The sequence below is a fragment of the Luteimonas fraxinea genome (assembly GCF_021233355.1).
Lineage (GTDB): Bacteria > Pseudomonadota > Gammaproteobacteria > Xanthomonadales > Xanthomonadaceae > Luteimonas > Luteimonas fraxinea.
The window spans coordinates 3,619,645-3,642,912 of record NZ_CP089507.1; the positions used below are offsets into that span (position 1 = coordinate 3,619,645).

Here is a 23,268-nt window from a genome sequence, read left to right on the forward strand (position 1 = left end):
TGGTCGCGCGCGAGCGCGCTCCTACATCCGCAGTTGCATTTTGGAACGGACAACGAATGTGCCCGTTCCGCGTCGATCAGTCCGCGCGACCGCCAAATTCGCCGGTACTGGTGCTGACCAGGATCCTCTCACCGTTGGTGATGTATTCCGGGACCTGGATTTCGATGCCGGTGTTGAGCTTTGCCGGTTTCGGGCGCTTGGTCGCTGTCCCGCCCTTCAGTTCGGGCGGCGTCTCGATCACTTCCAGAACCACGTTCGGCGGCAGCTGCAATCCGACCGGTTGTTCGTCGATGATCTGCACGTAGCAGCCCGACAACGCATCGGTGATGTAGCCGCTGGCGTCGCCCACGACGTCGGCGTCGAGCGTGTAAGGCGTGTAGTCCTCGTCATCCATGAACACGAACGCGTCGCCGTCTTTGTACGAGAACGTCGCCTGCCGGCGCTGCAGTTCGACTTCCTTCAGATCGTCGTCGCCGCCGATGTTGAGGTCGAACTTGTTGCCGCCCGGCACGCTGTAGAGCGTGAAACGCATCTTGAGTCCGCCGCCGCGACCCTGCGGCGCGCTGCGCTCGATATCACGCACCTGATAGACGGTGCCGTTGTGTTCGATCACGTTTCCTTTCTTGACGTCGTAGGCTTTCATCGTTGTTCGCTGCTGGATGGAGAGGACGCCGCCGCGTCCGCGGCAGCCGGGTTGCGGAGATAGAGCCGCAGGTTGGGATAGTCGATCACGGCGCCGCCGCGTTCGAGGATGTCGGCACCGATCACGCCGTCGACCGGCGCCTCGCCACGCTGCGAGAACGCGGCGTTGACATGGTCGAGCGCCAGGATGTGCACGGTGAACGCATCGTCGCGGTAATCGCCGATACGCAGGCGGTTGCCGGGCAGGGCGCTGATCGCCATGCCCGTGCCGCCGGCACCGGTCGCCTGGCCGCCGGCCACCACGTCTCGGCCCTCATCGAAGCGCGACTGCGCCGCGCGGTCGATGACGGTGCGGCCTGCGCCGGTGTCGAGAATGAAAGTACCGGCCACGCCATTGACGCGCACGTCGACGGTCAGATGCGAATCGCCGTGCCGCGTCATGGGCACCGCGGTGTAGCCCGCCGGCGTCAGCGCGGCGGCGAGCGCCGTCGGCGCTGCTTCGCGTGCGGTCACCGGGAGGCTGCACAGCAGTGCAGCCAGTCCACACGCGATCCACGATGTCGGGACGGAGCGGCGCATCACTTCGGCGCGAGACGCACGGCACCGTCGAGGCGGATGGTTTCGCCGTTGATGTAGCGGCTGCCGACGATGTAGGCGACGAGTTCGGCGAATTCTTCCGGGCGACCCAGACGCGACGGGAACGGGATCGAGGCCGACAGCGACTGCTGCACCTCGTCCGGCATGCCGTCGACCATCGGCGTCCAGAAGATGCCCGGTGCGATCGTGTTGACGCGGATGCCGAAGCGCGAAAGTTCGCGTGCCATTGGCAGGGTCATCGCGACCACGCCGCCCTTGGACGCCGAGTACGCCGCCTGGCCGATCTGGCCTTCGTACGCCGCGACCGATGCGGTGTTGACGATCACGCCACGCTCGCCGTCTTCGCCCGGCTCGTTGCCCTGCATCGCGGCCGCCGCGGCCTTGGCCACATTGAAGCTGCCGACGAGATTCACCATGACCGTGCGGCTGAAGGTCTCCAGCGGCATCGGCGCTTCGCGGCCGAGCACGCGGCCGGCGCCGAGGATGCCGGCGCAGTTCACGGCGACGTTGAGCCCGCCGAGGAATTCGCGCGCGGCGGCGACGTTCGCGACCACGCCGCCTTCGTCGGTCACGTCGGTGCGCAGATAGCGCGCATTGGCGTCGCCGAGTGCGGCCACCGCTTCGGCACCCTTGTCGTCGTTGACGTCGAACAGCACGACCTTGCCGCCGCCGGCGACGAGGTGGCGGGCCACGGCGAGGCCGAGGCCGGAGACGCCACCGGTGATGAGGGCGCGGACGGAATCGGGCGTCATGTGCGGATCCTTGGACGGAAAACCCACAGTTTAACCGGCCGGCCGCATGCGCCGGTCGGCCTGTTCAGATGGACGCGCCGGGCGCGCCATGCAGGCGCCGGGCGAATTCGTCCGGCGACAGCCCCGGCGCGAACAGGAAGCCCTGGCCGACCGTGACGCCGAGATCCAGCAGGAACCGCCGCTGCGCTTCGGACTCGATGCCCTCGGCGACGAGACCCAGGCCGAGACTGCGCGCGATGCCGGCGACCGCCTGGCACACGGCGACGTCCGAGCGGTCGCCCGGCACGCCGCCGACGAACAGCTGGCTGAGCTTGAGCCCGTGGATCGGCAGCCGGCGCAGATAGTTCAGGCCGCTGTAGCCCTCGCCGAAATCGTCGATGCTCAGCTGCACGCCCATGTCGCGCAGCGCGGCGAACGTGCGCAGCGTGTCGGGCGCGTCCTCGATCAGCACGCGCTCGGTGAATTCGAGTTCCAGCGCGCTGCCCGGCAACGCGAATTCCGCGAGCACGTCGCGCACGTGCACGGCGAGATCGTCGCCGAGGAACTGCCGGTAGGACACGTTCACCGCGACGCGCACCATGCCGAGCCCGGCATCGCGCCACGACGCGATCTGCCGGCAGGCCTCGCGCAGCACCCAGGCGCCGATGCGGACGATGTCACCGGTGCTCTCGGCGTGGTCGATGAAATGGTCGGGCCGCATTTCGCCCAGCTGCCGGTTGCGCCAGCGGATCAGCGCTTCGGCCGAGATCACGCGCCGGCTGCGCAGGTCGACCTGCGGCTGGTAGACGAGATGGAATTCGTCGTTGTCGATCGCGCGGCGCAGGTGCGTTTCCACGCGCAACCGGTCCTGCTGTGTCTGCGCGAGCGCAGGCGTGAACAGCTGCCAGCCGTTGCGGATGCGCCGCTTGCTCTCGTACATCGCCGCGTCGGCGTTCTGGATCAGCGTCTGCGGCCGGTCGCCGTCTTCGGGCGCGCATGCGATGCCGATGCTCGCGGTGATCGAGAACTCTTCCTTGTCGAAACGGAAGCCGTCGCCGAAGGCATCGAGGATCGCGTTGGCGACCCGCTCGGCATGACTGGCGCCCGCGCCGGCATCGCAGACCACGAGGAACTCGTCGCCACCGAAACGGGCGATGCTGCCCGACGCGCCGACGGCCTGACCGATGCGATGCGCGGCGGCGATCAGCAGCTCGTCGCCGGCCGCATGGCCGAGCGCATCGTTGACGAACTTGAAGCGGTCGAGATCGATGTAGAGCACGGCCACGCCGGCGCGTGCGGGATCGGCCATGCGCGCCTCGAGCTCGCACAAAATCGCGTCGCGATTGAGCAGGCCGGTCAGCGGATCGGTGCGCGCCTGCGCCCGCAGGATCGCCTCGTCGTGCTTGTCGCGCGCGATGTCCTGCAGCGTGCCGGTCAGCCGCGAGGTCGCCGGATCGCCCTGGCGCGGTCCGCCGATCGCGCGTACCCAAAACGCGCTGCCGTCGCTGCGCAGGCCCTGCAATTCGATGTCGAATCCGGCGGCATCAAGCATCGCCGCGCCGAGCGCATCGCGCAGCCGGGTGCGGTCTGGCAGCTGCAGCAGGCCGACCAGCGCTTCCATCGTCGGCGGTGGCTGCCGGGGATCGAGGATCTGCGCGGCTTCGGCGGTGAGATACAGCCGGTCGGTGCCGCAATCGAGTTCCCAGCCGCCGATGTGCGCCAGCGCCTGCACACGATCGAACATCGCGCTGTCGCGCTTGAGCGCGCTGACATCGGAGAACAGCGACAGCACCTGGTGCGGCCGGTCGCCGCCCGGCGGGTACTGCGGCACGGCGGTGACCATCAACCAATACAGCTCGCGGCGCATGCAGTGATACAGGCCGACCAGCGTGCTCTCGACGATGCGGCCGTCGCGCAAGGCCCGCACCGGCGGCAGCGCGTCCCAGGGCATCTCGTCGCCGTCGGGCGCGATCGCAACCCACTCGCCGAGGTTGGACATGTCGCCGAGCGAGGTGCCCTGGCGGATGCCGAGCAGGCGCAGCGCCGCGGCATTGCCGTAGACGAAACGGCCGGACACATCGTGGATCGCGATGCCGCGGTCCATGACGTCCATCAGTTCGCGGTAACGCACCTCGGCCTCGCGGCGCTCGCTGAGATCGCGCGCCACCGCGACCAGGCACGGCAGACCGTCGTGTTCGAAGCCCGCGGTGTGCACCTCGACCGGAAACCGCGAGCCGTCACCGCGCATGTTGGTGACTTCGATGACGTAGGTGCGGCCGCGATGCACGGCATCCCAGACCGGTGCGAGATGGTCGCGCGGCAGGTCCGGATTCAGCACTTCGATCGGTTGGCCGACGATGTCGGACCGCGGCCGGCCATAGGCCTGTTCGCCGGCGCGGTTGAGGTCGAGCACGATGCCGTCGGCGTCGAGGATGCTGACCGGATCGGGCACCGCATCGAAGAGTGCGTGGTAACGCAGCGCCGCCGCATCGGCCTCGGCGCATGCAGTCGCGAGGCCGTCGCGTGCGCGGGCGAGCAGAGCGCGGACGTCGTCGGGCAGGTCGGGATCGTCGGCTGCCAGCGACAGCGCATCGGGCAGGGCCAGCGCGTGCGCCTTGCGCTCCAGCAGTCCGGTATGTCCCGTGCCCGATCGGTGCGTCATGTGCGCGGCGCCAGGGCCATTCCGGATGCGGAGGAGACAAGAAGCGTTGTAGCGCCGCCGCGCGACGGCGTCCAGACGTCCACCGGCCCGTCCGGGACGAGCGTGGTGTCCGGCAGGAAGGCGTCGTGATCCATGTCGTGCAAGGGAAACGGGCGATCCGGGGACGATCGGCCATGCCGGTTGGCGCTCGACATCTTCGAACGTGCATCGGCGACAGAGGCAGCATTCCGATAGCGAAACGGACTGGATCCGCAACGACCCGCCATGACCCCGCACCCGGCGCCGGGCCCGGGCGTAGAATCGCGAACCATTCTCGATACCAGATCGCCCCGTGAACCTCTGCCAGCTGCCGCGCCGCACGCCTGCACTCGTCGAAGACATCGACACCGTCGGCGCCGTCGACCCCATCGCGCGCCGGCTCGGCGAACTCGGCTTCGTGCCGGGCGAGCCGGTCGAGGTCATGGCGGCCGGGCCGTTCGGCGGCGATCCGCTGCTGGTGCAGGTCGGCTACACCCGCTTCGCCCTGCGTCGCAGCGAAGCCGCGCGGGTGCGTGTGCGCGTGGCACCGGCGGCATGAGTACCGCGCTCGCGGCACCGCGCTTCGCCCTGGTCGGCAATCCCAATGCCGGCAAGACCGCGCTGTTCAATCTGCTGACCGGCAGCCGCCAGAAGGTGGCCAACTACGCCGGCGTGACCGTCGAGCGCAAGGAAGGCCGCATGCACGGGCCGAACGGGGAGGGCTGGGCGTTGCTCGATCTGCCGGGCGCCTACAGCCTGCAGCCGGCGAGTCTGGACGAGGCGATCACCCGCGACCTGTGCCGCGGCTTCTATCCCGGCGAGCCCGCGCCCGACGTGCTGGTGTGCGTGGTCGACGCGACCAACCTGCGCCTGCATCTGCGCTTCGTGCTGGAGCTGCGCACGCTGGGCGTGCCGATGATCGTGGCACTGAACATGGCCGACGCCGCGCAACGCCGCGGCATCGGTATCGACCGCGCGGCGCTGGAAGCGAAACTCGGCGTACCGGTCGTCGAGACCGTCGCGATCCGCCGCGATGGCGCGCAGGCCTTGCTGGCGCGACTGGCCGAAGTCGCCGCGCATCCGAAGCCGCCGCCGGCGGCGGATGACAGCGGCGATCTGCATGCCGAAACGCGTGCGTTGCTCGCGGCTGCAGTGACGATGCCGCGACGCACCGCGCGCATCGACGACGCGCTCGACCGCTGGCTGCTGCATCCGGTGTTCGGCCTGGTGGCGCTGGCGACGATCATGTTCCTGATCTTCCAGGCGGTGTACGCGTGGGCGACGCCGATGATGGATCTGATCGACGCCGGCACGTCCGCGCTCGGCGCGTGGGTGTCGACGACATTTCCGCCCGGGCCGCTGACCAGCCTGCTCGCCGACGGCATCATCGCCGGCCTCGGCGGCGTGATCGTGTTCCTGCCGCAGATCCTGATCCTGTTCCTCTTCATCCTCGCGCTCGAAGAATCCGGCTATCTGCCGCGCGCCGCCTTCCTGCTCGACCGGGCGATGAAGGGCGCGGGGCTGTCGGGACGCTCCTTCATTCCGCTGCTGTCGAGTTTCGCGTGCGCGATCCCCGGGATCATGGCGACGCGTTCGATCCAGGATCCGCGCGACCGGCTCGCGACGATCATGGTCGCGCCGCTGATGACCTGCTCGGCGCGGCTGCCGGTCTACGCGCTGCTGATCGGCGCGTTCATTCCGCAGCGCACTGTCTGGGGCGTGCTGAACCTGCAGGGCTTGGTGCTGTTCGCGTTGTATCTGGCCGGCATCCTCAGCGCGCTCGCGGTGTCGTACGTCATGAAGAAATGGCGGCGCGACAAGAGCGAGCATGCCTTGCTGCTCGAGCTGCCCTCGTACCGCCTGCCGCATCCGCGCGATCTCGCGATCGGGCTCAAGGAACGCGCGATGATCTTCCTCAAGCGCGTCGGCGGGATCATCCTCGCGCTGACGGTGCTGCTGTGGTTTCTGCTGTCGTTCCCGGCGCCACCGGACGGCGCGACCGGCGCGGCGATCGAGTACAGCTTCGGCGGCCGCATCGGTCATGCGCTCGCGGTGCTGTTCGCGCCGCTGGGCTTCAACTGGCAGATCTGCATCGCGCTGATTCCGGGCCTCGCTGCGCGAGAAGTCGCGGTCGCGTCGCTGGCGACGGTGTACGCGCTGTCGACCGCCGATGACGCCGCAGCTGCGCAGGCGCTCACGCCGATCATCACCGACGGCTGGTCGCTGGCCACCGGCCTGTCGCTGCTGGTGTGGTTCATCTATGCGCCGCAGTGTCTGTCGACGTGGGCGACGATCAAACGCGAAACCGGTTCGTGGAAACTGATGGCGCTCAACGCCGGCTATCTGTTCGCGCTGGCGTACCTCGCGTCGCTGCTGACCTACCAGGTCGCCCGCGCGCTGGGCGCAGGCTGAGCATCGCGATGATGACCGCCGGGCTGGTCCTGCAGTACGTCGTCGTGGCACTGGCCGTGCTGCTCAGCGCGTGGGTCGCGCTGAAGAAGCAGGCGCCGAATGCGGCGCGACGGCTGCGCATCGCGCTCGCGTTGCCGCTGATGCGTGATGGTCGGCCGGCGTGGATGCGCGCCGTGGGTCGGCGCATCGCACCGGTGCCGATCGCGGCGAATACATGCGGAGGCTGCGACAGCTGCGGTCCGGCCCAACGCTGAGCGGTTCGCTGGGATTTCAAACAGGCGGCACCACCACCGTGCCGCCGCCGACATTGCGACCTCCCTCGACAAGCACGAACGCGCTCCCGTCTTCGAGTGCAACCGGCGCCTCGCATTTCAGATGCGCAACGACCGTGCTGCCAGGTTCGATGGCGCCTTCCGTATCGAAGCGCAATGCACACAGCGGCGTCGCGACGACCTCGCCATCGTTACCGATGAAGCGGACGCTGGGCCGGTAGTGATCGAAGACCGCGCTGCGGCGACCGCCCTCCGATTGCGCGCGCAGGTGCACGCAGGCGCGGATGTCCGTGCGCAACGCGAATGCATGCGAGCGGGGCGGCGTGTCTGCAGAGCGCGTGGTGCCGTCTTCGAGAGGCGCGCACGGTGCGTCATACGTGGGGCCGGCAGTCGATCCGGTCGACGACGATTCGGCAGTCCTGGTCGACGCGGGACGGTCTGCACTGGCCGATGACTCGATCGATGCGTCGGTCGACGGCGCAGAAGGCGCGCAGGCGGCAAGTGCGGACGCAGCCGCGAGCAGGCATGCGGAAGAAATGGAGCGGGCAGCAAAACGCATCGGACATCCTTGCCGGCGCGGCGCGCGTCATTGCGCGGTGTCGATCCGGAGACGCTAGTGGCGTCCCCGGCTCAAAGGCGAACGTGTGGGACGGCGGACGTCGCTGGTCGGCGTGACTTCAACCGCGAGGCTGAAGGTGCGTTCGTCGCCCACCAGCAATGCGCCGACACCGACGACCTGGCGGTTGAGCTCCTTGCCGTCCTCGTCGCGGATCACCAGCACGACCGAGTATTCCCAGGCACCGCCTTCCGATGGATGCCGGATGCGGCCCTCGACCTGCAGCGCGGTCGTGGTTTCCTCGCGCTGCACGGTGTTGCGGGCCACGATTGGCGAACCCGGGGCCGCGTCGAGCTTCAGGAAATGCTGGCACGCTGGACAGCGCGACGCGCTCTCCAGGATCACGGTCTTGCAGTGCGGGCAGGTGCGCGTGGCACCTGCCGCGCCCGGGCGACTGCTCACGGTCAGTCGCTGGACTTGTCGTTGGCGGCCTTGTCCTTGGCGTTGCCGGTCGGCGTCGGACCGGGCTTGACGTCGCCCCAGCCGCACTCGATGTGGCCACGGATCTTGGAGCCCGACGCCACCGTCAGCGAGCCTGCCTTGAGGTCACCGGTCAGCACCGCCGAATCACGCAGCTCGACCAGCGACGCCGATTCGATGTTGCCTTCCAGTTCGCCCGACACCAGCACCTGCTGGGCACGCACGCCGCCGTTGAGCTTGGCGCCGTGTTCGATGGTCAGGTTGCCCTGCACGTTGACGTCGCCCTTGAAGCGGCCGGCGATGCGCACATCGCCCGTACCTTCGATCTTGCCCTCGATGGTGAGGTCGGCGGCGATGATCGATTCCTTGCTCACCGGCGCTGCAGCACGCGGCGCGGGCGTCGGCGCTGCGGCTGGTGCAGGCGTGGTGGCGGGCGGCGCAGGCGGTGTCGCGGTCTGGAAATCCGCCACGGCGGGTGGCGGCGTCTCGCGGGCCGGCGCGGGCGGCGGCGGAGCGTCTGTGCCGAAAGCGGGGGAATCCTTCTTGACGGTGCCGGACTGCTGGAAAATGGCCATGTCGCGCGTTACCTCGGAAATGGACAGGAGAGCGGAAAAGGACCGCTCGAACAGGGGAATTCCACGCCGCCGCGGTGGGCAAACGCGGACACCGACCTTAGCACGCAATCGAAGACAGCCAACTGTGACCGGCGGAGCGGATTCGAGACACGGCAAGGACTTGCCGCATGTTCAAGAAGCGTTACGCGAGATGTGGTCTGGGCTGGATTGAGGGGGGCTGATGGTGTGCGGAGCGAGGGTGCTCGCAGCAGATCGGGCGCCGTAATTCTTCGCCGCACGGCTCGCAACGGCGAGGGTCGCAAGACGTTTGAAAAGAACGCGCGGGCTGCTGGTCGAAGTGATCGCGCTTCAGGCGTTCGCGTCGAAGCGTCAGGCAGATAGGAGATCAGCGTGTCGCGTAGAGTGTTCGGGCAGGACGCGTGCGCTCTACCGCAGTCGGGATACTCACTACTGTGTGCGCGCGGCGCGAGACTGGCGATAGACGTATACGGCTGCCTGAGCAACTGAGAACACGCAGTGCAGCGCCAGCGCACGAACGTCAGGTCTCGCTCGATCCTCGCAATCCCGTCAAAAAGAAAGCCCGCCATCAGGCGGGCTTTCCAGAAATATCAGCGGAAGCAGATCAACGATCGGCGCGTTCTTCCACACGCTCACCAGCGTTCTCGATCGCCTGGCCTGCCTCCTGCGTCGCCTGGCCCGTTGCGCGGGCGGCTTCGTCGGCGGCAGCGTCAGCGCGACGCGCAGCGTCCTGCGCAGCGACTTCCGCTTCCTGCGCGGCATCACGGGTGTGCTGGGCAGCCGCGTCAGCGGTGGCACGCGCGGCATCGGCCGTGGCGGACGCTGCGTCGGAAATCGCCTGGCCGGCGTTCTCGGTTGCCGCAGCGGCTTCTGCGCGCTCGCGATCGGCGTCGTTGGAGTTGCTGCAGGCGGCGAGGGCCAGCGAAATCGTGGCGGCGGCAATCGCGGTCATCGGCTTGAAATGCATGGCGTGTCTCCTGTGAGGTATCGGACGGCGCGCAGATTGAATGCGCTGGTGTGAGGGCCGTGCAAACGCCGGCCACCGTGGCCGACGCTCCGCTGAACTGCCGTTCTTCAGTGGCGGGGCGGAACGTCACGCAAAAAAAAGACCGCCGGGAAATCCCGGCGGTCTTCGAATCCACTACCGATGGCACGAGGCCATCGAAGCAAATTACGGCGCGACTTCCTCAGCAGCGTCCTTGGCTTCTTCGGCCTTGGTCTCTGCGTGGTCAGCGGCGTCGGCAGCGTGCTCGGCAGCGGTGTCGGTACCGGCAGCGGCAGCCTGGGCAGCAGCGTCGGCAGCGGCGTCAGCAGCAGCAGCGGCGTCGTCAGCAGCAACCTGCGCGGTGTCGGCAACGGCCGGGTCCTGCGTCTGGTTGGCAGCAGCCTGCGCGTCGGCAGCTGCGTCAGCAGCGCCTTCAGCCGAGCTGTTGGCCTGGTCGGCATTGCTGCAAGCAGCCAGAGCCATACCCAGTGCCAGGGCAAGCAGAGCCTTGTTGATCGTCATTGTGTCTTCCTCGTCTGAAAGTTTGGGCAACGCGCTTAATGCGCGCCGCCGACATGATGACAAGCCTCTGACGGCTGTCAAGCGGGACGTGCGTGGTATTTTCGTAAAAAACACGTTATCCGAAGTTCACGCCAATTGCACGGCAATTGCCGTCGCTTCGCCGCCACCAATACAAAGCGTGGCCACACCGCGATTTAGGCCACGCGCCTTGAGTGCGTGGATCAGCGTGACGATCAGGCGCGCACCGCTCGCGCCGATCGGATGACCGAGCGCCAGTGCGCCTCCATTCACGTTGAGACGGTCATGCGGGATGCCGAGATCTTTCATCGGCGCCATCGCGACGTTGGCGAATGCTTCGTTGACCTCGAACAAGTCGACGTCTTCGATCGACCAGCCGGCCTTCTCGAGCACGTTGCGGATCGCGGTGACCGGCGCGGTGGTGAACCACTCAGGCTCCTGCGAGTGGCGGGCGTGGGCGACGATGCGCGCGAGCGGCTCGAGGCCGTGCGCGGCGGCTTCGTCGGACGAGGTCAGCACCAGCGCCGCGGCACCGTCGGAAATGCTCGACGAGCTGGCGGCGGTCAGCACGCCATCCTTGCCGAATGCGGCGCGCAGGGTCGGGATCTTGTCGGTCTGGATGCGCCCCGGCTGTTCGTCGGTATCAAAGGACACGTCGCCCTTGCGCGAGGCCACGGTCACCGGAACGATTTCGTCCTTGAACGCGCCCGATTCGATCGCGTGCTTGGCGCGGTTCGCGCTTTCGATCGCGTAGGCGTCGAGATCCTCGCGGCTGAAGCCGTACTTGTGGCTGGCGACATCGCCGAACACGCCCATCGACTTGCCGTCGTAGGGATTGGTCAGGCCGTCCCACGCCATGTGGTCGAGCATCTCGGTGCTGCCGTAGCGGATGCCGGTGCGCGAGCCGTTGAGCAGGTGCGGCGCGTTGGTCATCGACTCCATGCCGCCGGCGACGACGAACTTCGCGGTGCCGGCCTTGATCAGATCGTGGCCGAACATCACCGCCTGCATGCCCGAGCCGCAGACCTTGTTGATGGTCACGCAGCCAGCCTTGTCCGGAATGCCTGCCGCGCGCGATGCCTGGCGCGCCGGTGCCTGGCCCAGACCGGCCGGCAACACGCAGCCGATGATGGCTTCGTCGATGAGATCGGGCGACACGCCGGCGTGTTCGAGCGCGGCGGTGATCGCGGTCGCGCCGAGGGTCGTCGTGGGAACGCCGGTGAACTGGCCGAGCATGGAACCGATGGCGGTGCGCTTGGCGCCGACGATGACGATGTCAGTCATGGGGGAGGTGACTCCAATAGGTGAACTGCATGGTCCGCCGATTATCGCACCCGGCGCGCTGCGCCGTCGCCAGCCCTTGCGGCGAGCCCCGATAGCGTCGATCCGGGATTGCGGGTATAGATGCCGCAACAGGGGTGTTGGCGGGTGCGACGCATCCGCGCGGGACGAGAGCAGACAGATGCCGAATGCGATGAAGGCGCGCAGTGGTGCGCAGGGAACACAGAGGACATTGTTGGCCTGTGCGCTGGGGACAGTGCTCGCGGCGTGCGGAGGGGGAGGATCGGGCGGCGGCCTCGTGATGCCGACACCGCCGCCGCCATTGGCGCCACCGCCGACCACGCCACCGCCCACGGTTGTGCAACCGCCGAATCCGGCGTACAGCGGGCATCTGGCCGATACGAATACCTACGCCGCGCACGATGCCGGGTTCACGGGGCGCGGGGTGCGCATCGGTTTTCTCGACAGCGGCATCAATCGCAACCATCCGGCGTTGCGCGACCGTGTGGTCGCAAACCTGACGTACATCGGATCGTCGGGCAACAACCTGTCGGTGGACGATGTCGTCGGTCACGGCACCGCTGTCGCGCAGACCGCGACCGGTCGTCCCTTCGGCACATGGCCGGGTGGCGTGGCGCAGAACGCAGAAATCGTGTCGGCCCGCATCATCAGTGACAAGCCACCCGTCGACGACGGGACAGGTGGTGGCAACGAGATCGATGGTCCCCTCGGTCTGACCGCGATCCACCGTGACCTGATCGATCGCAACGTCAAGGTGATGAACAACTCGTGGGGCGGGTTGTACTGGACTAATCTAGGTGTGACCCCGCAGATCGCGGCCGAGTATCGGCCCTTCATCATCAACCACGGTGGGTTGGTGGTATTCGCCTCGGGTAACTCGGGGTTTGCCAATCCCTCCGACACTGCGGCGCTGCCGAGTAAAGCTGGCACCAATGGCACCACGCCTGCAGCGGACCTCGAGCGCGGTTGGCTCGCGGTGTCGGCCCTCGCGGAAAACAGCACCACGCAGCTGGCGAGTTACTCGAACGCCTGCGGTGTTGCGATGCGCTACTGTCTGGTGGCACCCGGCACGGTGATCGTCACCGGCACCACGGACGCGCCCAACGCGCCGACATATTTCCGCTACAGCGGCACGTCGCTGGCCGCGCCACTGGTGTCGGGCGCGGCCGCGCTCGTATGGGAAGCATTCCCGTACTTCGACAACGATCTCGTGCGGCAGACCATCCTCGGCACCGCGACCGACATCGGCGCGCCGGGCGTGGATCCGGTGTTCGGCTACGGCGCGCTCAACGTCGGCAAGGCCGTCCGTGGTCCGGCGAAGTTCGACTGGGGCGATGTCACGGCCAACTTCAGCAGCGGCACATCGACCTGGGCCAACGACATCAGCGGCGCGGGTGGTTTGATCAAGCGTGGCGGCGGCACGTTGAAGCTCAGTGGTGTGGCCGGATACGGCGGCGCAACCCGGGCCGAAGGCGGCACGCTGGCGTTCGAATCCTCCTCGATTCCGGGCGCGGCGACCGTCGCATCCGGCGCGGCGCTGCAATTCGGCGGCGCGCGGGTCGGCGGCAACCTCGTCAACAACGGCACGTTCGCGGTCACGGGCAATACGCGCGCACGCGCGATCGCTGGCAATTTCCAGCAGGGATCGAGCGGTCGCCTCGCCTGGCAGATCGGCGCGCCGCTGCAGGTGACCGGAACGGCAAGCCTCGCGGGCGAGCTGCAGGTGACCGGCGTCGTCAGCGGGTATACGACGCAGCGACGCGAGAACGTCGTCGAAGCCGCGGGTGGCGTAACCGGCGTTTTCGGCAGTCTCACCAGCGGCCCGGGCGTCTTCCTGGAAGGCAATCTGCGCTACGACACGAACCTCGCCTGGATCGATGTCATCCGGCTCAACGTCACGGCCGCGGCCGCGTCGTTCTCGAGTATCACCGCGCAGTCGCTCGGCGCTGCCGAGCGTGTCGAAGGTGCGTTCTCGCAGATCGATGGTCAGTCGTCGGTGGGCGATGGTCCGATCGCCGATGGCTTCATCCGCGCGGCCGGTGCATTCCAGGGCATCCAGAGCGAGGCGGCGGCGCTCGCCGCGCTCGACAGCATGTCCGGCGCGCAGCATGCGGCAGCGTTGACGGCAACGTTCGACAACGTCGACATGGGCCGACGTGCGATCGCGTCGCGCGTGGGCGCATTGGCGGCGCGCGATGCGACGGCGGGCGTGTGGAAGGAATCGTTGGGGCAGGGCGGCAGCGGCGGTTTTGCACGCGATGGTTTCAGCGTCGACGGCTGGAGCATCGGGCGCGATCATCTGCTCGGCAACGGACTGGTGGCCGGCTTCGCGTTCGGCGAGCTGCGCGGCGACGGCATTGCCGCCGCACGTGGCGATCGCAATCGCGATCGGCAGACGCAGGCGCAGGCGTATCTGGCGCGCAGCTTTGGCGACAGCTACGTCATGGCGCAGCTCGGCAGCGGTCGTTTCGATCGCGACATGCAGCGGCAGCTGTTCGCGGGCGCCGACTGGCAGGGCGTGTCGACGCGCTACGCCGGCAGCTACACGCAGGCGGCGGTCGAGGCGGGGCACCAGTGGCGGCTCGGTTCGACCGCATTCGGTCCCTATGTCGGCGCCGAGCAGGTGCGGCTGCGTAGCGACGGGTTCGACGAGCGCGGCGGAGATGGTTTCGGCTTGCGCAGTGCGGGCTGGGATGTCGAGCGCAGCCAGGCGATCGCGGGTCTGCGCGCGCGCTGGGATGCGCCCGGGTTCTCGCTGCACGGATACGGCGAATGGCAGCAGACGTTGTCGTCGAGCGGATTTGATCTGCAGGCGAGCTTCACCGGCATCGAAGCGTGGGCGCCGATCGCCGGATTCGCGCCGGCGCGTTCGGGTGGGCTGGTCGGTGTCGGCTTCGAATCCTGGCTGACGCCACGCGCGCGGATGTTACTCGGCGTCGATCAGCGCTTCGGTCCGCGAGGCAGTGATCGGATGGCGTCGATGCGGGTTGCGGTCGGGTTCTAGTTCCGATTGCGCCGTAGAAAAAGGCCACCTACGGGTGGCCTTTTCTTTGCGAGTGCGGCGATGCGGAGGCTGTACAGAAAGACGGAAGTTCTGCAGCGAGACGGAAGTTCTGCAGCGAGATGGAAGTTCTGTAACACCTCTCCCTCTGGGAGAGGTCGACTCGCGCCGCGTGTCGGGTGAGGGAAAGCGAGCCACCAGCATCGTGACTTCGCTGGCGATCTTGCCGATCCAGCTTTCACGATCTATCGGAGGCGCAACCCGCGCATTCTTTATCCGTCTCGGGCCCTCACCCGACGCGCCTTGCGCGTCGACCTCTCCCGGAGGGAGAGGTGCCAGCGAACCTGTAGCGCGTCCAAGGTTCGGCCCTCACCCGACGCGCCTTACGCGTCGACCTCTCCCAGAAGGAGAGGTGCAGAGTAGAAGAGGCGAGGCCGCGCGCGAGCGCGCCAGCACTCAATGCGCCGCGTAATGGATTAACGGGCGCTCGTTGAGCGGCTGGACCTTGCGGTTGTTGTGGCTGTAGCGGGCATTGAAGCCGGCGATTTGGGTGGCCGACAGGGTCACAGGCGTGTCCAGCACATACCACTCGACGTTTTCGGTCAGCGGCGGGGTGGTGAGCGAGCCGAGGTAGTGGTGGTAGCTCTTGTCGCGCGGCAGCATGATCGCGATGTCTTCGCGCTCGATCTCGCCTTCGCGTGCATCGCCGAGCGCTTCGAGCACTTCGCCGGCGAGTTTGTTGGCGTCGCCTTCGCGGTACATCACGCCGACCACAGCGAGACGGCCGTCCTTCGCCTTGAACACGAAGTGACCTTCGAGCGGAAACGATTCGCCGTCGATCGTGTGTTCGCTGGCGGCGTGGAAGTGGAACTGCATCAGTTCGAAATGGCGTCCGCGGATCAGCGCGTCCGGGCCGTGCGCTTCCACTTCGACCGAATGACCGTTGTCGACGACGCGCAGCGCGGCTTCGGTGTCCCGCAACTCAATCGCCTGGGCTTCTTCCATGTCGCCTTCGGATGCGGCGGTGCGCTGGATGTCGATCGGCGACTGGCCCAGCGACGCGGGGTACTGCCACTTTTCCTGACGCTCGTAGTCGTACTGCTGAGCGGACACGAACGTGGGGGCGAGCAACGCCGCCACGGCGACGACGAGCACGCGGGAACGGGACGAACGCAGCATCGAACTCTCCAAGGGATGGCGACCGGTGACGCCGATGCCGCAGCCTACACCTGCAGTTCCGGTGTGAAAGTCACAGCCGTAGACGCCGCCAAATCCCGCAAACACGCCGTTCTCGAAACGAAAAACGCCACCCGAAGGTGGCGTTTTTGTGACAGCTGCGGGACGGCCGGATCAGCCGCCGCGCACGCGGCCCTGGAAGCGGGGCTGGGCGCGGCCCAGCGGCAGCTTCAGCTTGCCCATGGTCTCGATACGCTCCTCGGCGAGGCGGTCGGCGGCCATGTAGGTCGGTACGCCGTCGCGCTCGGAGATCTCGAAGATGCGCGTGAGGTTGTGATAGATCGTGCGCATCATGCGCATCGCGCGTTCGCGGTTGTAGCCGTCGATTTCCAGCGAGATGTTCATCACGCCGCCCGCGTTGACCGCGTAGTCGGGCGCGTAGAGGATGCCGCGCTTTTCCACTTCATCGCCGATCGCATTGTTGGCGAGCTGGTTGTTCGCCGCGCCGCAGATGATCTTGGCCTTCAGGCGCGGCAGCGTCTTCTCGTTGACCGTGCCGCCCAGCGCGCACGGCGAGTAGACATCGGCGTCGACGTCGTAGATCTCGTCCAGGCCCACGGCTTCGGCGCCGTATTCGCCGACCGCACGTGCAACGCGATCCTTGTTGATGTCGGTGACGAACACTTTCGCGCCGCGCTCGGACAGCAACTTCACGAACTCGATGCCGACATGGCCCAGGCCCTGCACGGCGTAGCTGTAGTTGCCGACGTCTTCGTTGCCGAACTTGCGGTTGAGCGAGGCCAGCAGGCCCTGCATCGTGCCGTAGGCGGTGAACGGCGACGGGTCACCCGAACCACCGTGGACCTGGTGCACGCCGGTGACGAACTGGGTCTCGCGATAGACGAGTTCCATGTCGTTGACGTCGATGCCGACGTCCTCGGCGGTGATGTAACGGCCGCCCAGCGACTCGACGAACTGGCCGAACGCGCGGAACAGGCCTTCCGACTTGTCGGCGGCCGGGTCACCGATGATCACGGCCTTGCCGCCGCCGAGGTTCAGACCCGCGACCGCGTTCTTGTACGTCATGCCGCGCGACAGGCGCAGCACGTCGTTGAGCGCGTCCTGCTCGGAGTCGTACGGCCACATGCGGGTGCCGCCCAGCGCCGGACCCAGCACAGTGTTGTGGATCGCGATGATCGCCTTCAGACCCACGTCCTTGTTGTGGCAGAACACGACCTGCTCGTGGCCGTAGGTGTCGAGGTGCTCGAAAATCATTCAAAACTCCGTCACGGGCGTTGGGCCCGACGTCTGGTGGCAGGAGGCGGCGTGGGGGCTGTGCGGGTCGGTCTAGGCGACCGGATGGGTCCGGCAGGGCCGCAGGGTGTGAGTGACCGCGGCATTTTACGCCCCTGTCCGGGCAATTGGTTGAAGGTGCAACTGCCGGGTCGGAAGGGCTTCAGGATCAAGTGGTTGCGGGGATTCGGCGATGGCAACCTGTGTCGGGGTCCGGCCCGCCACTCCTGAACTAGCTCGACTTCATGGTCGGCTACGCGCTCCGGTCGTCGCGTTGGCGAGGCCGGAGCTTATCTACAACGCGTGACGCTGGTCATCCAACGACTTACGCGCTCCGAGCGAAGATGCACAGTAAGCGTGATCTCGTCATCCCCGCGAAGGCGGGGATCCATGGACGTCCGTGCAGGATGCAAGCGTTACAGGCTCCGTGCCGGGTCGCCGCATCCGCTGCAGTCTGCGGCGTCGCGTAGAGCTGAAGCTCAAAGTCCATGGATTCCCGCCTTCGCGGGAATGACGTGCTGAAGCGAATCGCGCAAATCGAACGATGCGTCGGTCATACAGTGCCCGGAGCGTCGTCCGGGGTCGGCTTCAAAGCTGCGACTCGATCGGCAACCACCGCACCACATTCGCGCTCACGCGTTGCAGGCGGGTGCTGTCGGGTTCCAGCTTCAAGGGCGCGGGCGGGTCTTCGGCGCGGTCGAGCCATCGCGTGTCGCCGTCGCCATTGAGGTAGACCCAGTAACTCATGCCCGGCGCGGTCAGGTGCCGGTACTCCTCGAACAGGGCGGCGCCCAACGCAGGGTCGTCGAACAACACGCCCATCTCGGTGTTGAGGTTGGCCGAACGCGGGTCGAGATTGAACGAGCCGACGAAACCGCGTCGACCGTCGACCAGGATCGCCTTGGTGTGCAGGCTGGCGCCGCTGCTGCCGAACAGGCTGCTGGCGGCTTTCGCTTCCGCCTGACTGCGGGCTTCGAACAGATGCACGCCACCTTCGAGCAGCGTCGTGCGATAGCGCACGTAGCCGCCGTGCACGGCGACCACGTCGTTCGCCGCCAGCGAGTTCGTCACCACCGACACATGCACGCCGCGCTGGGCAAGGTGGACGAGTCCCTGGGTGCCCTGCACGCCGGGCACGAAGTAGGGCGAGATCAACAGTGCGGAGCGGTCCGCCTCGACGATGTCACCGACCAGGCGCTCGACCAGCCAATCCTCGCGATCGTCGCCGCGCCATTTGATCGGCGGATCGGAGAGGATCTGGATGTGCTCGCTCCAGATCGGCGTGAGCCCCTGCGAGAAATACCCGCGCACGCTCGGCGACAGTTCCATCGCGTCCAGATACCGGCGCGCTTCCTCGCTGCCTGCTTCTTCCTGGATCTGCGCCAGCACCGCGCGGATGGTCGACTTCGACTTGCGGTTCAGCGCCTCGATCGGAATCGCCGCCTCGCTGTTCCAGAAGTCGTCGAAAATCGCGCTGGCATCGGCGACGGCCGGGCCGAACAGCACCATGTCGAGGTCATGGAAATTGAATTCCTCGGCCGCGCTGAAATATTCGACGCCCACGTTGCGCCCGCCGACCACGGCCACGCGGCCATCGGCGATCCACGCCTTGTTGTGCATGCGGTGGTTCACGCCCCAGGCGCGCTGCACCATTTCCAGCAGGCGCATCACGCCGGTGCGGTTGCGGAACGGGTTGTAGACGCGCAGTTCGATGTTGTCGTGCGAGTCCATCGCCAGCAGCGTGGCGTCCATTTTCCCGATGCCCATGTCGTCGAGCAGAATGCGCACGCGCACGCCGCGCTCGGCGGCTTTCCAGGCTTCGTTGGCGAGCATCCGGCCGGTCAGGTCGTCGTGCCAGATGTAGTACTGCAGATCCAGACTGCGTCCGGCCTGGCGCGCGGAAATCGCGCGTGCGGCGTAGGCGTCCACGCCGTCGGGCAGCATGATCGCGCCGGTCTTGCCGTCGTGGCGCGCCAGCAGCGGCGCCAGTTCTCGGTCCAGCGCGGTGGCGTTGTCCGACAGCGGCAGCGTCTGGCTCGGCTTGCCCGTGGCCGGCGGCAGCAGCCGATCGGCCACGAATATGCTGCTCACGGCCATCACCAGCAAGGTGAAAAGTCCCCAGCCGATCAGCTTCTTGACGCGCTTCTTCATGTACGGGGGCTCGAGGTCATCCGGACAAGCATCGCAGATGCGCCGCCTGCGCGTCTTCGCACGGCCGGTCGCGACGGCTGCGACCGCGCCGGTGCAGCCTCGACCACATCGCGACCGTCATCGATCCGTTGCACACTGCGGCGGGGGATCCGTCGCTGTCCGCCCGGCAGACCCGGGCGCGTTCGATATCTGCGAACCACGGAGGCTTCATGGCGACGAAGAAGACCACGCGCAGCGCGTCGCGCAAGGCGACGACCCCGCGGCTGCTCGATGCACGCCCCGACACCGCGGACTTCCGCGACCGCATGTTCGAACCCACGCTGGTCGATGTGCCCAGCGAGATGCCGCTGTCGCGCTTCGCCGCGTTGCGCGTGCCGGTGCTCGACCAGGGCGAGGAGGGCGCCTGCACCGCCTACGGCCTGGCGACGGTCGCGCATACGCTGTTGCGTCGCCGGCGGCCCGACCCGGTCACGCTGCGCATGAGCACGCGCATGCTCTACGACATGGCCCGCCGCTACGACGAGTGGGAAGGCGAGGACTACGACGGCTCCAGCTGCCGCGGCGCGATGAAAGGCTGGCACCGCCACGGCGTCTGCGCCGAGGACTGCTGGCCGGATACGCCCGTTGGCCCGCTGCACGAGGTCTACACCGAAGAACGCGCGCGCGCCGCGCAGGAACATCCGCTCGGGGCCTACTACCGCGTCAACCACAAGGACCTCGTGGCGATGCACGCCGCGTTCGCGGAAGTGGGCGTGCTCTACGCCTCGGCCGCCGTGCATGCCGACTGGATGATGCCGCCGGCGTCCGGCGTCATCGAATGGTCCGAACAGCCGATCGCCGGCTACCACGCGTTCGCGATCGTCGGCTACGACCGCGACGGCTTCTGGATCCAGAATTCCTGGGGCACCGGCTGGGGCAAGCGCGGCTTCGGCTGGATCAGCTACGACGAATGGCTGCAGCGCGGCACCGATGTCTGGGTCGCGCGCCTCGCGGTGCCGGTGCGCCTGCAGCGCGTGCAGGGCGTGGCCGCCAGCAACTCCGCGCTGGCGCGGCAGTCGAACGGCTACTCGCAGGCCGATCTGCGCCCGCACATCGTGAGCCTCGGCAACGACGGTCGCCTGCGGACCAGCGGCCGCTTCGGCACCAGCCAGGACGCGGTGCGCAATCTCATCCGCGAGGATCTGCCGCGCATCACGAAGAATTGGCAGAAGAAGCGGGTGATGCTCTACGCGCACGGCGGCCTCGTGCCCGAACAGGCCGCGATCCAGCGCGTCGCCGACCTGCGCGAGCTGATGCTGCCGCAGCAGATCTACCCGCTGTGCTTCGTCTGGAAGACCGACTTCTGGAGCACGCTCGGCAATGTCCTGCGCGACGCCGTGCGCCCGCGCAGCGAGGGCCTGATGGACAAGGCCAAGGGCGTGCTGCTGGACCGCGTCGACGACACCATCGAACCGCTGGCACGCGCGCTCGGCGGCAAGGCGATGTGGAACGAGATGAAGGAGAACGCGCTGCTCGCGACGACGGCCGTCATCCGCAACAGTGATCAACTCACCGAAGCCGGCGGCGCCGCGCAGGTGGCGCGCCTGCTGGGCGAGTGGATGCAGGCCGATCCCAACGTCGAACTGCATCTCGTCGGCCACAGCGCCGGTTCGATCCTGCTCGCGCCGCTGGCGCAACTGCTCACCGCCGACGGTCTCGTCTCCACGGGCCCGGCCGCGAGCATGCAGGGCATCGGCCAACGCATCGCCAGCCTCAACCTGTGGGCACCGGCGATGACGATGGCGCTGTTCGAACAGAGCTTCGCGCCCGCGCTCGCAGCGGGGAAGATCGCGCACGCCGGCCTCTTCACCCTGAGCGACCGCGCCGAACAGGACGACCACTGCGCCCGCGTCTACAACAAGTCGCTGCTGTACCTCGTCGCCCACGCCTTCGAAGAACGCGCCCGCAGCTGGGTGCGCCGCGAGTACCGCAACGGCACACCGCTGCTGGGCATGGCGCGCTTCATCGAATCCAACGGCGCGATCCGCGACCTGCTGGCGACCGGCAAGCTCGACTGGATCCAAGCCCCGGTGCAGGGCGATCCCACGCATGCGGCGGATGGCAGCGCAGCGACGAGCCACGGCGGCTTCGACGATGACAGCGCGACGCTGCAGGCTACGCTGTACAGGATTCTGGGCGAGCGCAGCACCACGGCGCCGGTGCGGATTCACCGGTCGGAATCGGGGCTGGCGGATTGCCGGGCGCGGTTGAGCGAGGCATTGGAGCCGGTGGGGCGGGGGTGATTCGGTCTGTCTGACCCGGTGCACAAGTCGCTGGACCCCGTGTGCGCCTGGGCGACGGGTTCGAGAGTCTCGTGCTATGGGAGCTCCACCATTGCGCGAACGTCAAAATGGATGACCAGCCGTTCGGCTGTTGAAAGACGCTTCCAGCGTTCGCTGGGATGACGACATAAAGCGTCAGAGCTTTTACTGCGTTCGCCGCTTCGCCGCCCCGCGCCCCAGCGCACGCGGGAATCAAAACGAATCCTTTCTTGCCGTCGCCCCAGCGCACGCTGGGGCTCATTTTGATCCTCGTGTTTTGATCCACCGCAGACGCTTCAGAACGCCGCGCATGCGTTACGGACTGATTGCCGTCACTGGTTCCACTGACGCCCCACCGTCCGGTGCACATCACTCGACTGACGCCCGCCTGACATGCTGCCGATTCCAATGGCACACCCGCCGCAGATATCCCTCGCCGTGCCCAGTCCCGATCCAGTTCCCAGCATCGACACCCTCTGGACCATCGGTCACTCGACGCGGTCCTGGGACGACTTCCTCGCACTGCTCATCCACTGGCGCATCGAGGCCATCGTCGACGTGCGGCGGTTTCCCGGCTCGCGCCGCTATCCATGGTTCGCCAGCGAAACGATGGCCGAACAGTTGGCGGCATCCCGCATCGACTACCACTGGCTGCCGCATCTTGGCGGCCGTCGGCGCGCGCAGCCGGGCTCACCGAATGGCGCGTGGCGCAGCAACGCGTTCCAGGGCTATGCCGATCACATGACCAGCGACGAATTCGCGGACGGCCTGTCTCAGACGCTCGCCGTCGCCGCGAAACGCCGCACCGCATTGATGTGCGCCGAGGCGTTGTGGTGGGGGTGTCATCGGCGTCTGGTCGCCGATCTGTTGACCCATCGCGGCGTCGAGGTCTGCCACATTCTCGATATCGGCAAAATGCAGCCGCACGTGATGCACCCTGATGCGCGTCCAGCCGGCGCGGATCTCGTCTATCCGCCGACGCAGGCGGGATTGTTCTGAGGCTTGCGACTCAGGGCGTGTCGAGGGACGCCTGCAACGCGGTCGCCAATGCGGCATCGCCGCTGACCAGATCCGTCCAGCGCAGTTCGAGGCCCTTGCGCTTGCCTTTGGGGACGAGCTTCAGCCCGTCGGGATCGATGGTCAGCGAATAGGCGTCTTCGCCGATGCGGACTTCGCGCTTGAGAGGTTTGTCGAGTGGGGTCATGGTGGCGCTCCGGGAGTGGGATCTGGATGCTGCGCCCGATGCTGTCGAGGGCAGGCAAGGGCGGCGGCGCTCCATGTCCGTGTGGAAGTCGCTGGGCCCCGGCGTGCGCCGGGGCGACGGGCTCGGCGCAGTGAGGCTCTACCGGACCGTCCGGCTCCGCGAAAAATCAAAATGGATCCCAGCGTGCGCTGGGATGACAGAAGAAGAAATCTCCTCGACCGTCGCCCCAGCGCACGCTGGGGCCCATTTTGATCTTCAAGTCCCGGGCTCCGATACGCCGCGACCATGGAACGCGCGAGCGCTCGTGAGAGCTTTTGTAAGTGCTGCTTCACAGCATCCGCATGCAGCTATGC

21 protein-coding genes are annotated in these 23,268 nt (G+C 67.3%); 6 read left to right on the forward strand and 15 right to left on the reverse strand.

The genetic code is table 11. The features are described 5' to 3' along the window. Positions 1-76: 76 nt before the first annotated feature. From efpL to LU699_RS16465, 5 genes are all read right to left on the reverse strand, one after another. Complete coding sequence (gene efpL, locus LU699_RS16445; RefSeq protein WP_232135741.1) at positions 77-643, reverse strand: elongation factor P-like protein EfpL; 567 nt, start codon at positions 641-643, stop codon at positions 77-79. Further along, entirely contained in the window at positions 640-1,221 is a 582-nt protein-coding gene (locus LU699_RS16450) for a retropepsin-like aspartic protease (protein ID WP_232580288.1), read from the reverse strand. Before LU699_RS16450 ends, efpL begins: the two co-directional genes overlap by 4 nt. Further along, complete coding sequence (locus LU699_RS16455; RefSeq protein WP_232135739.1) at positions 1,221-1,991, reverse strand: SDR family oxidoreductase; 771 nt, start codon at positions 1,989-1,991, stop codon at positions 1,221-1,223. Before LU699_RS16455 ends, LU699_RS16450 begins: the two co-directional genes overlap by 1 nt. A 64-nt stretch (positions 1,992-2,055) precedes the next feature. Continuing rightward, positions 2,056-4,632 (reverse strand): sensor domain-containing protein, encoded by a 2,577-nt coding sequence (locus LU699_RS16460; protein ID WP_232580289.1) that lies wholly within the window; start codon positions 4,630-4,632, stop codon positions 2,056-2,058. Then, a complete protein-coding gene (locus LU699_RS16465) occupies positions 4,629-4,766 on the reverse strand; it encodes a hypothetical protein (protein ID WP_232135736.1) in 138 nt (45 codons plus the stop codon). The genes LU699_RS16460 and LU699_RS16465 overlap by 4 nt, the downstream gene beginning before the upstream one ends. Positions 4,767-4,963: 197 nt before the next feature. On the opposite strand from LU699_RS16465, the gene LU699_RS16470 reads away from it, so the two are divergent. The 3 genes from LU699_RS16470 to LU699_RS16480 are packed head-to-tail and all read left to right on the forward strand — an operon-like array spanning position 4,964 to position 7,316. Then, entirely contained in the window at positions 4,964-5,209 is a 246-nt protein-coding gene (locus LU699_RS16470; RefSeq protein ID WP_232135735.1) for a FeoA family protein, read from the forward strand. Continuing rightward, positions 5,206-7,062: a ferrous iron transporter B gene (feoB, locus tag LU699_RS16475; protein ID WP_232135734.1), complete on the forward strand. Its 1,857-nt coding sequence runs from the start codon at positions 5,206-5,208 to the stop codon at positions 7,060-7,062. Before LU699_RS16470 ends, feoB begins: the two co-directional genes overlap by 4 nt. A gap of 11 nt (positions 7,063-7,073) precedes the next feature. Continuing rightward, positions 7,074-7,316: a DUF6587 family protein gene (locus LU699_RS16480; RefSeq protein WP_232580290.1), complete on the forward strand. Its 243-nt coding sequence runs from the start codon at positions 7,074-7,076 to the stop codon at positions 7,314-7,316. Between the two features lie 16 nt (positions 7,317-7,332). Here LU699_RS16480 and LU699_RS16485 read toward each other — a convergent pair whose 3' ends face one another. The 6 genes from LU699_RS16485 to LU699_RS16510 form a co-directional block, all read right to left on the reverse strand. Then, positions 7,333-7,632 (reverse strand): EF-Tu C-terminal domain-related protein, encoded by a 300-nt coding sequence (locus tag LU699_RS16485; RefSeq protein WP_232135732.1) that lies wholly within the window; start codon positions 7,630-7,632, stop codon positions 7,333-7,335. 315 nt (positions 7,633-7,947) lie between these two features. Next, on the reverse strand, positions 7,948-8,352 hold the full coding sequence (locus LU699_RS16490; protein ID WP_425491123.1) for a hypothetical protein: 405 nt from the start codon (positions 8,350-8,352) through the stop codon (positions 7,948-7,950). Between the two features lie 2 nt (positions 8,353-8,354). Then, entirely contained in the window at positions 8,355-8,945 is a 591-nt protein-coding gene (locus LU699_RS16495; protein ID WP_232135731.1) for a bactofilin family protein, read from the reverse strand. A gap of 622 nt (positions 8,946-9,567) precedes the next feature. Beyond that, entirely contained in the window at positions 9,568-9,930 is a 363-nt protein-coding gene (locus tag LU699_RS16500; RefSeq protein WP_232135730.1) for a hypothetical protein, read from the reverse strand. 204 nt (positions 9,931-10,134) lie between these two features. Beyond that, positions 10,135-10,470 carry a hypothetical protein gene (locus tag LU699_RS16505; protein WP_232135729.1) on the reverse strand — a complete coding sequence of 112 codons (336 nt, stop codon included), beginning with the start codon at positions 10,468-10,470 and terminating at the stop codon, positions 10,135-10,137. A gap of 126 nt (positions 10,471-10,596) precedes the next feature. Further along, positions 10,597-11,772 carry a thiolase family protein gene (locus LU699_RS16510; RefSeq protein ID WP_232135728.1) on the reverse strand — a complete coding sequence of 392 codons (1,176 nt, stop codon included), beginning with the start codon at positions 11,770-11,772 and terminating at the stop codon, positions 10,597-10,599. Between the two features lie 178 nt (positions 11,773-11,950). Here LU699_RS16510 and LU699_RS16515 point away from each other — a divergent pair, with 178 nt between their 5' ends. Next, the gene (locus LU699_RS16515; protein WP_232580291.1) at positions 11,951-14,794 is read left to right on the forward strand and encodes a S8 family serine peptidase; all 2,844 of its coding nucleotides are present in this window, start codon (positions 11,951-11,953) and stop codon (positions 14,792-14,794) included. A 453-nt stretch (positions 14,795-15,247) separates the two neighbouring features. Here the strand turns inward: LU699_RS16515 and LU699_RS16520 are convergent, their stop codons facing one another. The 3 genes from LU699_RS16520 to LU699_RS16530 all read right to left on the reverse strand — a co-directional run bounded on the left by LU699_RS16520 (position 15,248) and on the right by LU699_RS16530 (position 19,411). Further along, positions 15,248-15,970 carry a carbonic anhydrase family protein gene (locus tag LU699_RS16520; protein WP_232135727.1) on the reverse strand — a complete coding sequence of 241 codons (723 nt, stop codon included), beginning with the start codon at positions 15,968-15,970 and terminating at the stop codon, positions 15,248-15,250. A 171-nt stretch (positions 15,971-16,141) separates the two neighbouring features. Then, positions 16,142-17,242, reverse strand: a complete 1,101-nt coding sequence (locus tag LU699_RS16525; RefSeq protein ID WP_232135726.1) for a Glu/Leu/Phe/Val dehydrogenase dimerization domain-containing protein — start codon at positions 17,240-17,242, stop codon at positions 16,142-16,144. Positions 17,243-17,848: 606 nt separating this feature from the next. After that, entirely contained in the window at positions 17,849-19,411 is a 1,563-nt protein-coding gene (locus LU699_RS16530) for a phospholipase D family protein (protein ID WP_232135725.1), read from the reverse strand. Positions 19,412-19,620: 209 nt separating this feature from the next. Between LU699_RS16530 and LU699_RS16535 the strand changes: the two genes are divergently transcribed. Both LU699_RS16535 and LU699_RS16540 read left to right on the forward strand, forming a co-directional pair. Beyond that, a complete protein-coding gene (locus LU699_RS16535) occupies positions 19,621-21,693 on the forward strand; it encodes a C1 family peptidase (RefSeq protein ID WP_232580292.1) in 2,073 nt (690 codons plus the stop codon). 456 nt (positions 21,694-22,149) lie between these two features. After that, positions 22,150-22,710: a DUF488 domain-containing protein gene (locus LU699_RS16540; protein WP_327058885.1), complete on the forward strand. Its 561-nt coding sequence runs from the start codon at positions 22,150-22,152 to the stop codon at positions 22,708-22,710. 10 nt (positions 22,711-22,720) lie between these two features. Here the strand turns inward: LU699_RS16540 and LU699_RS16545 are convergent, their stop codons facing one another. After that, positions 22,721-22,915 carry a hypothetical protein gene (locus LU699_RS16545; protein WP_232135723.1) on the reverse strand — a complete coding sequence of 65 codons (195 nt, stop codon included), beginning with the start codon at positions 22,913-22,915 and terminating at the stop codon, positions 22,721-22,723. Positions 22,916-23,268: the final 353 nt, after the last annotated feature.

Coding starts and splice junctions, on each gene's coding strand:
- efpL (WP_232135741.1), bottom strand. CDS start 643: ATGAAAGCCTACGACGTCAAGAAAGGAAACGTGATCGAACACAACGGC.
- LU699_RS16450 (WP_232580288.1), bottom strand. CDS start 1,221: ATGCGCCGCTCCGTCCCGACATCGTGGATCGCGTGTGGACTGGCTGCA.
- LU699_RS16455 (WP_232135739.1), bottom strand. CDS start 1,991: ATGACGCCCGATTCCGTCCGCGCCCTCATCACCGGTGGCGTCTCCGGC.
- LU699_RS16460 (WP_232580289.1), bottom strand. CDS start 4,632: ATGACGCACCGATCGGGCACGGGACATACCGGACTGCTGGAGCGCAAG.
- LU699_RS16465 (WP_232135736.1), bottom strand. CDS start 4,766: ATGGATCACGACGCCTTCCTGCCGGACACCACGCTCGTCCCGGACGGG.
- feoB (WP_232135734.1), top strand. CDS start 5,206: ATGAGTACCGCGCTCGCGGCACCGCGCTTCGCCCTGGTCGGCAATCCC.
- LU699_RS16480 (WP_232580290.1), top strand. CDS start 7,074: ATGACCGCCGGGCTGGTCCTGCAGTACGTCGTCGTGGCACTGGCCGTG.
- LU699_RS16495 (WP_232135731.1), bottom strand. CDS start 8,945: ATGGCCATTTTCCAGCAGTCCGGCACCGTCAAGAAGGATTCCCCCGCT.
- LU699_RS16500 (WP_232135730.1), bottom strand. CDS start 9,930: ATGCATTTCAAGCCGATGACCGCGATTGCCGCCGCCACGATTTCGCTG.
- LU699_RS16505 (WP_232135729.1), bottom strand. CDS start 10,470: ATGACGATCAACAAGGCTCTGCTTGCCCTGGCACTGGGTATGGCTCTG.
- LU699_RS16510 (WP_232135728.1), bottom strand. CDS start 11,772: ATGACTGACATCGTCATCGTCGGCGCCAAGCGCACCGCCATCGGTTCC.
- LU699_RS16515 (WP_232580291.1), top strand. CDS start 11,951: ATGCCGAATGCGATGAAGGCGCGCAGTGGTGCGCAGGGAACACAGAGG.
- LU699_RS16520 (WP_232135727.1), bottom strand. CDS start 15,970: ATGCTGCGTTCGTCCCGTTCCCGCGTGCTCGTCGTCGCCGTGGCGGCG.
- LU699_RS16525 (WP_232135726.1), bottom strand. CDS start 17,242: ATGATTTTCGAGCACCTCGACACCTACGGCCACGAGCAGGTCGTGTTC.
- LU699_RS16530 (WP_232135725.1), bottom strand. CDS start 19,411: ATGAAGAAGCGCGTCAAGAAGCTGATCGGCTGGGGACTTTTCACCTTG.
- LU699_RS16535 (WP_232580292.1), top strand. CDS start 19,621: ATGGCGACGAAGAAGACCACGCGCAGCGCGTCGCGCAAGGCGACGACC.
- LU699_RS16545 (WP_232135723.1), bottom strand. CDS start 22,915: ATGACCCCACTCGACAAACCTCTCAAGCGCGAAGTCCGCATCGGCGAA.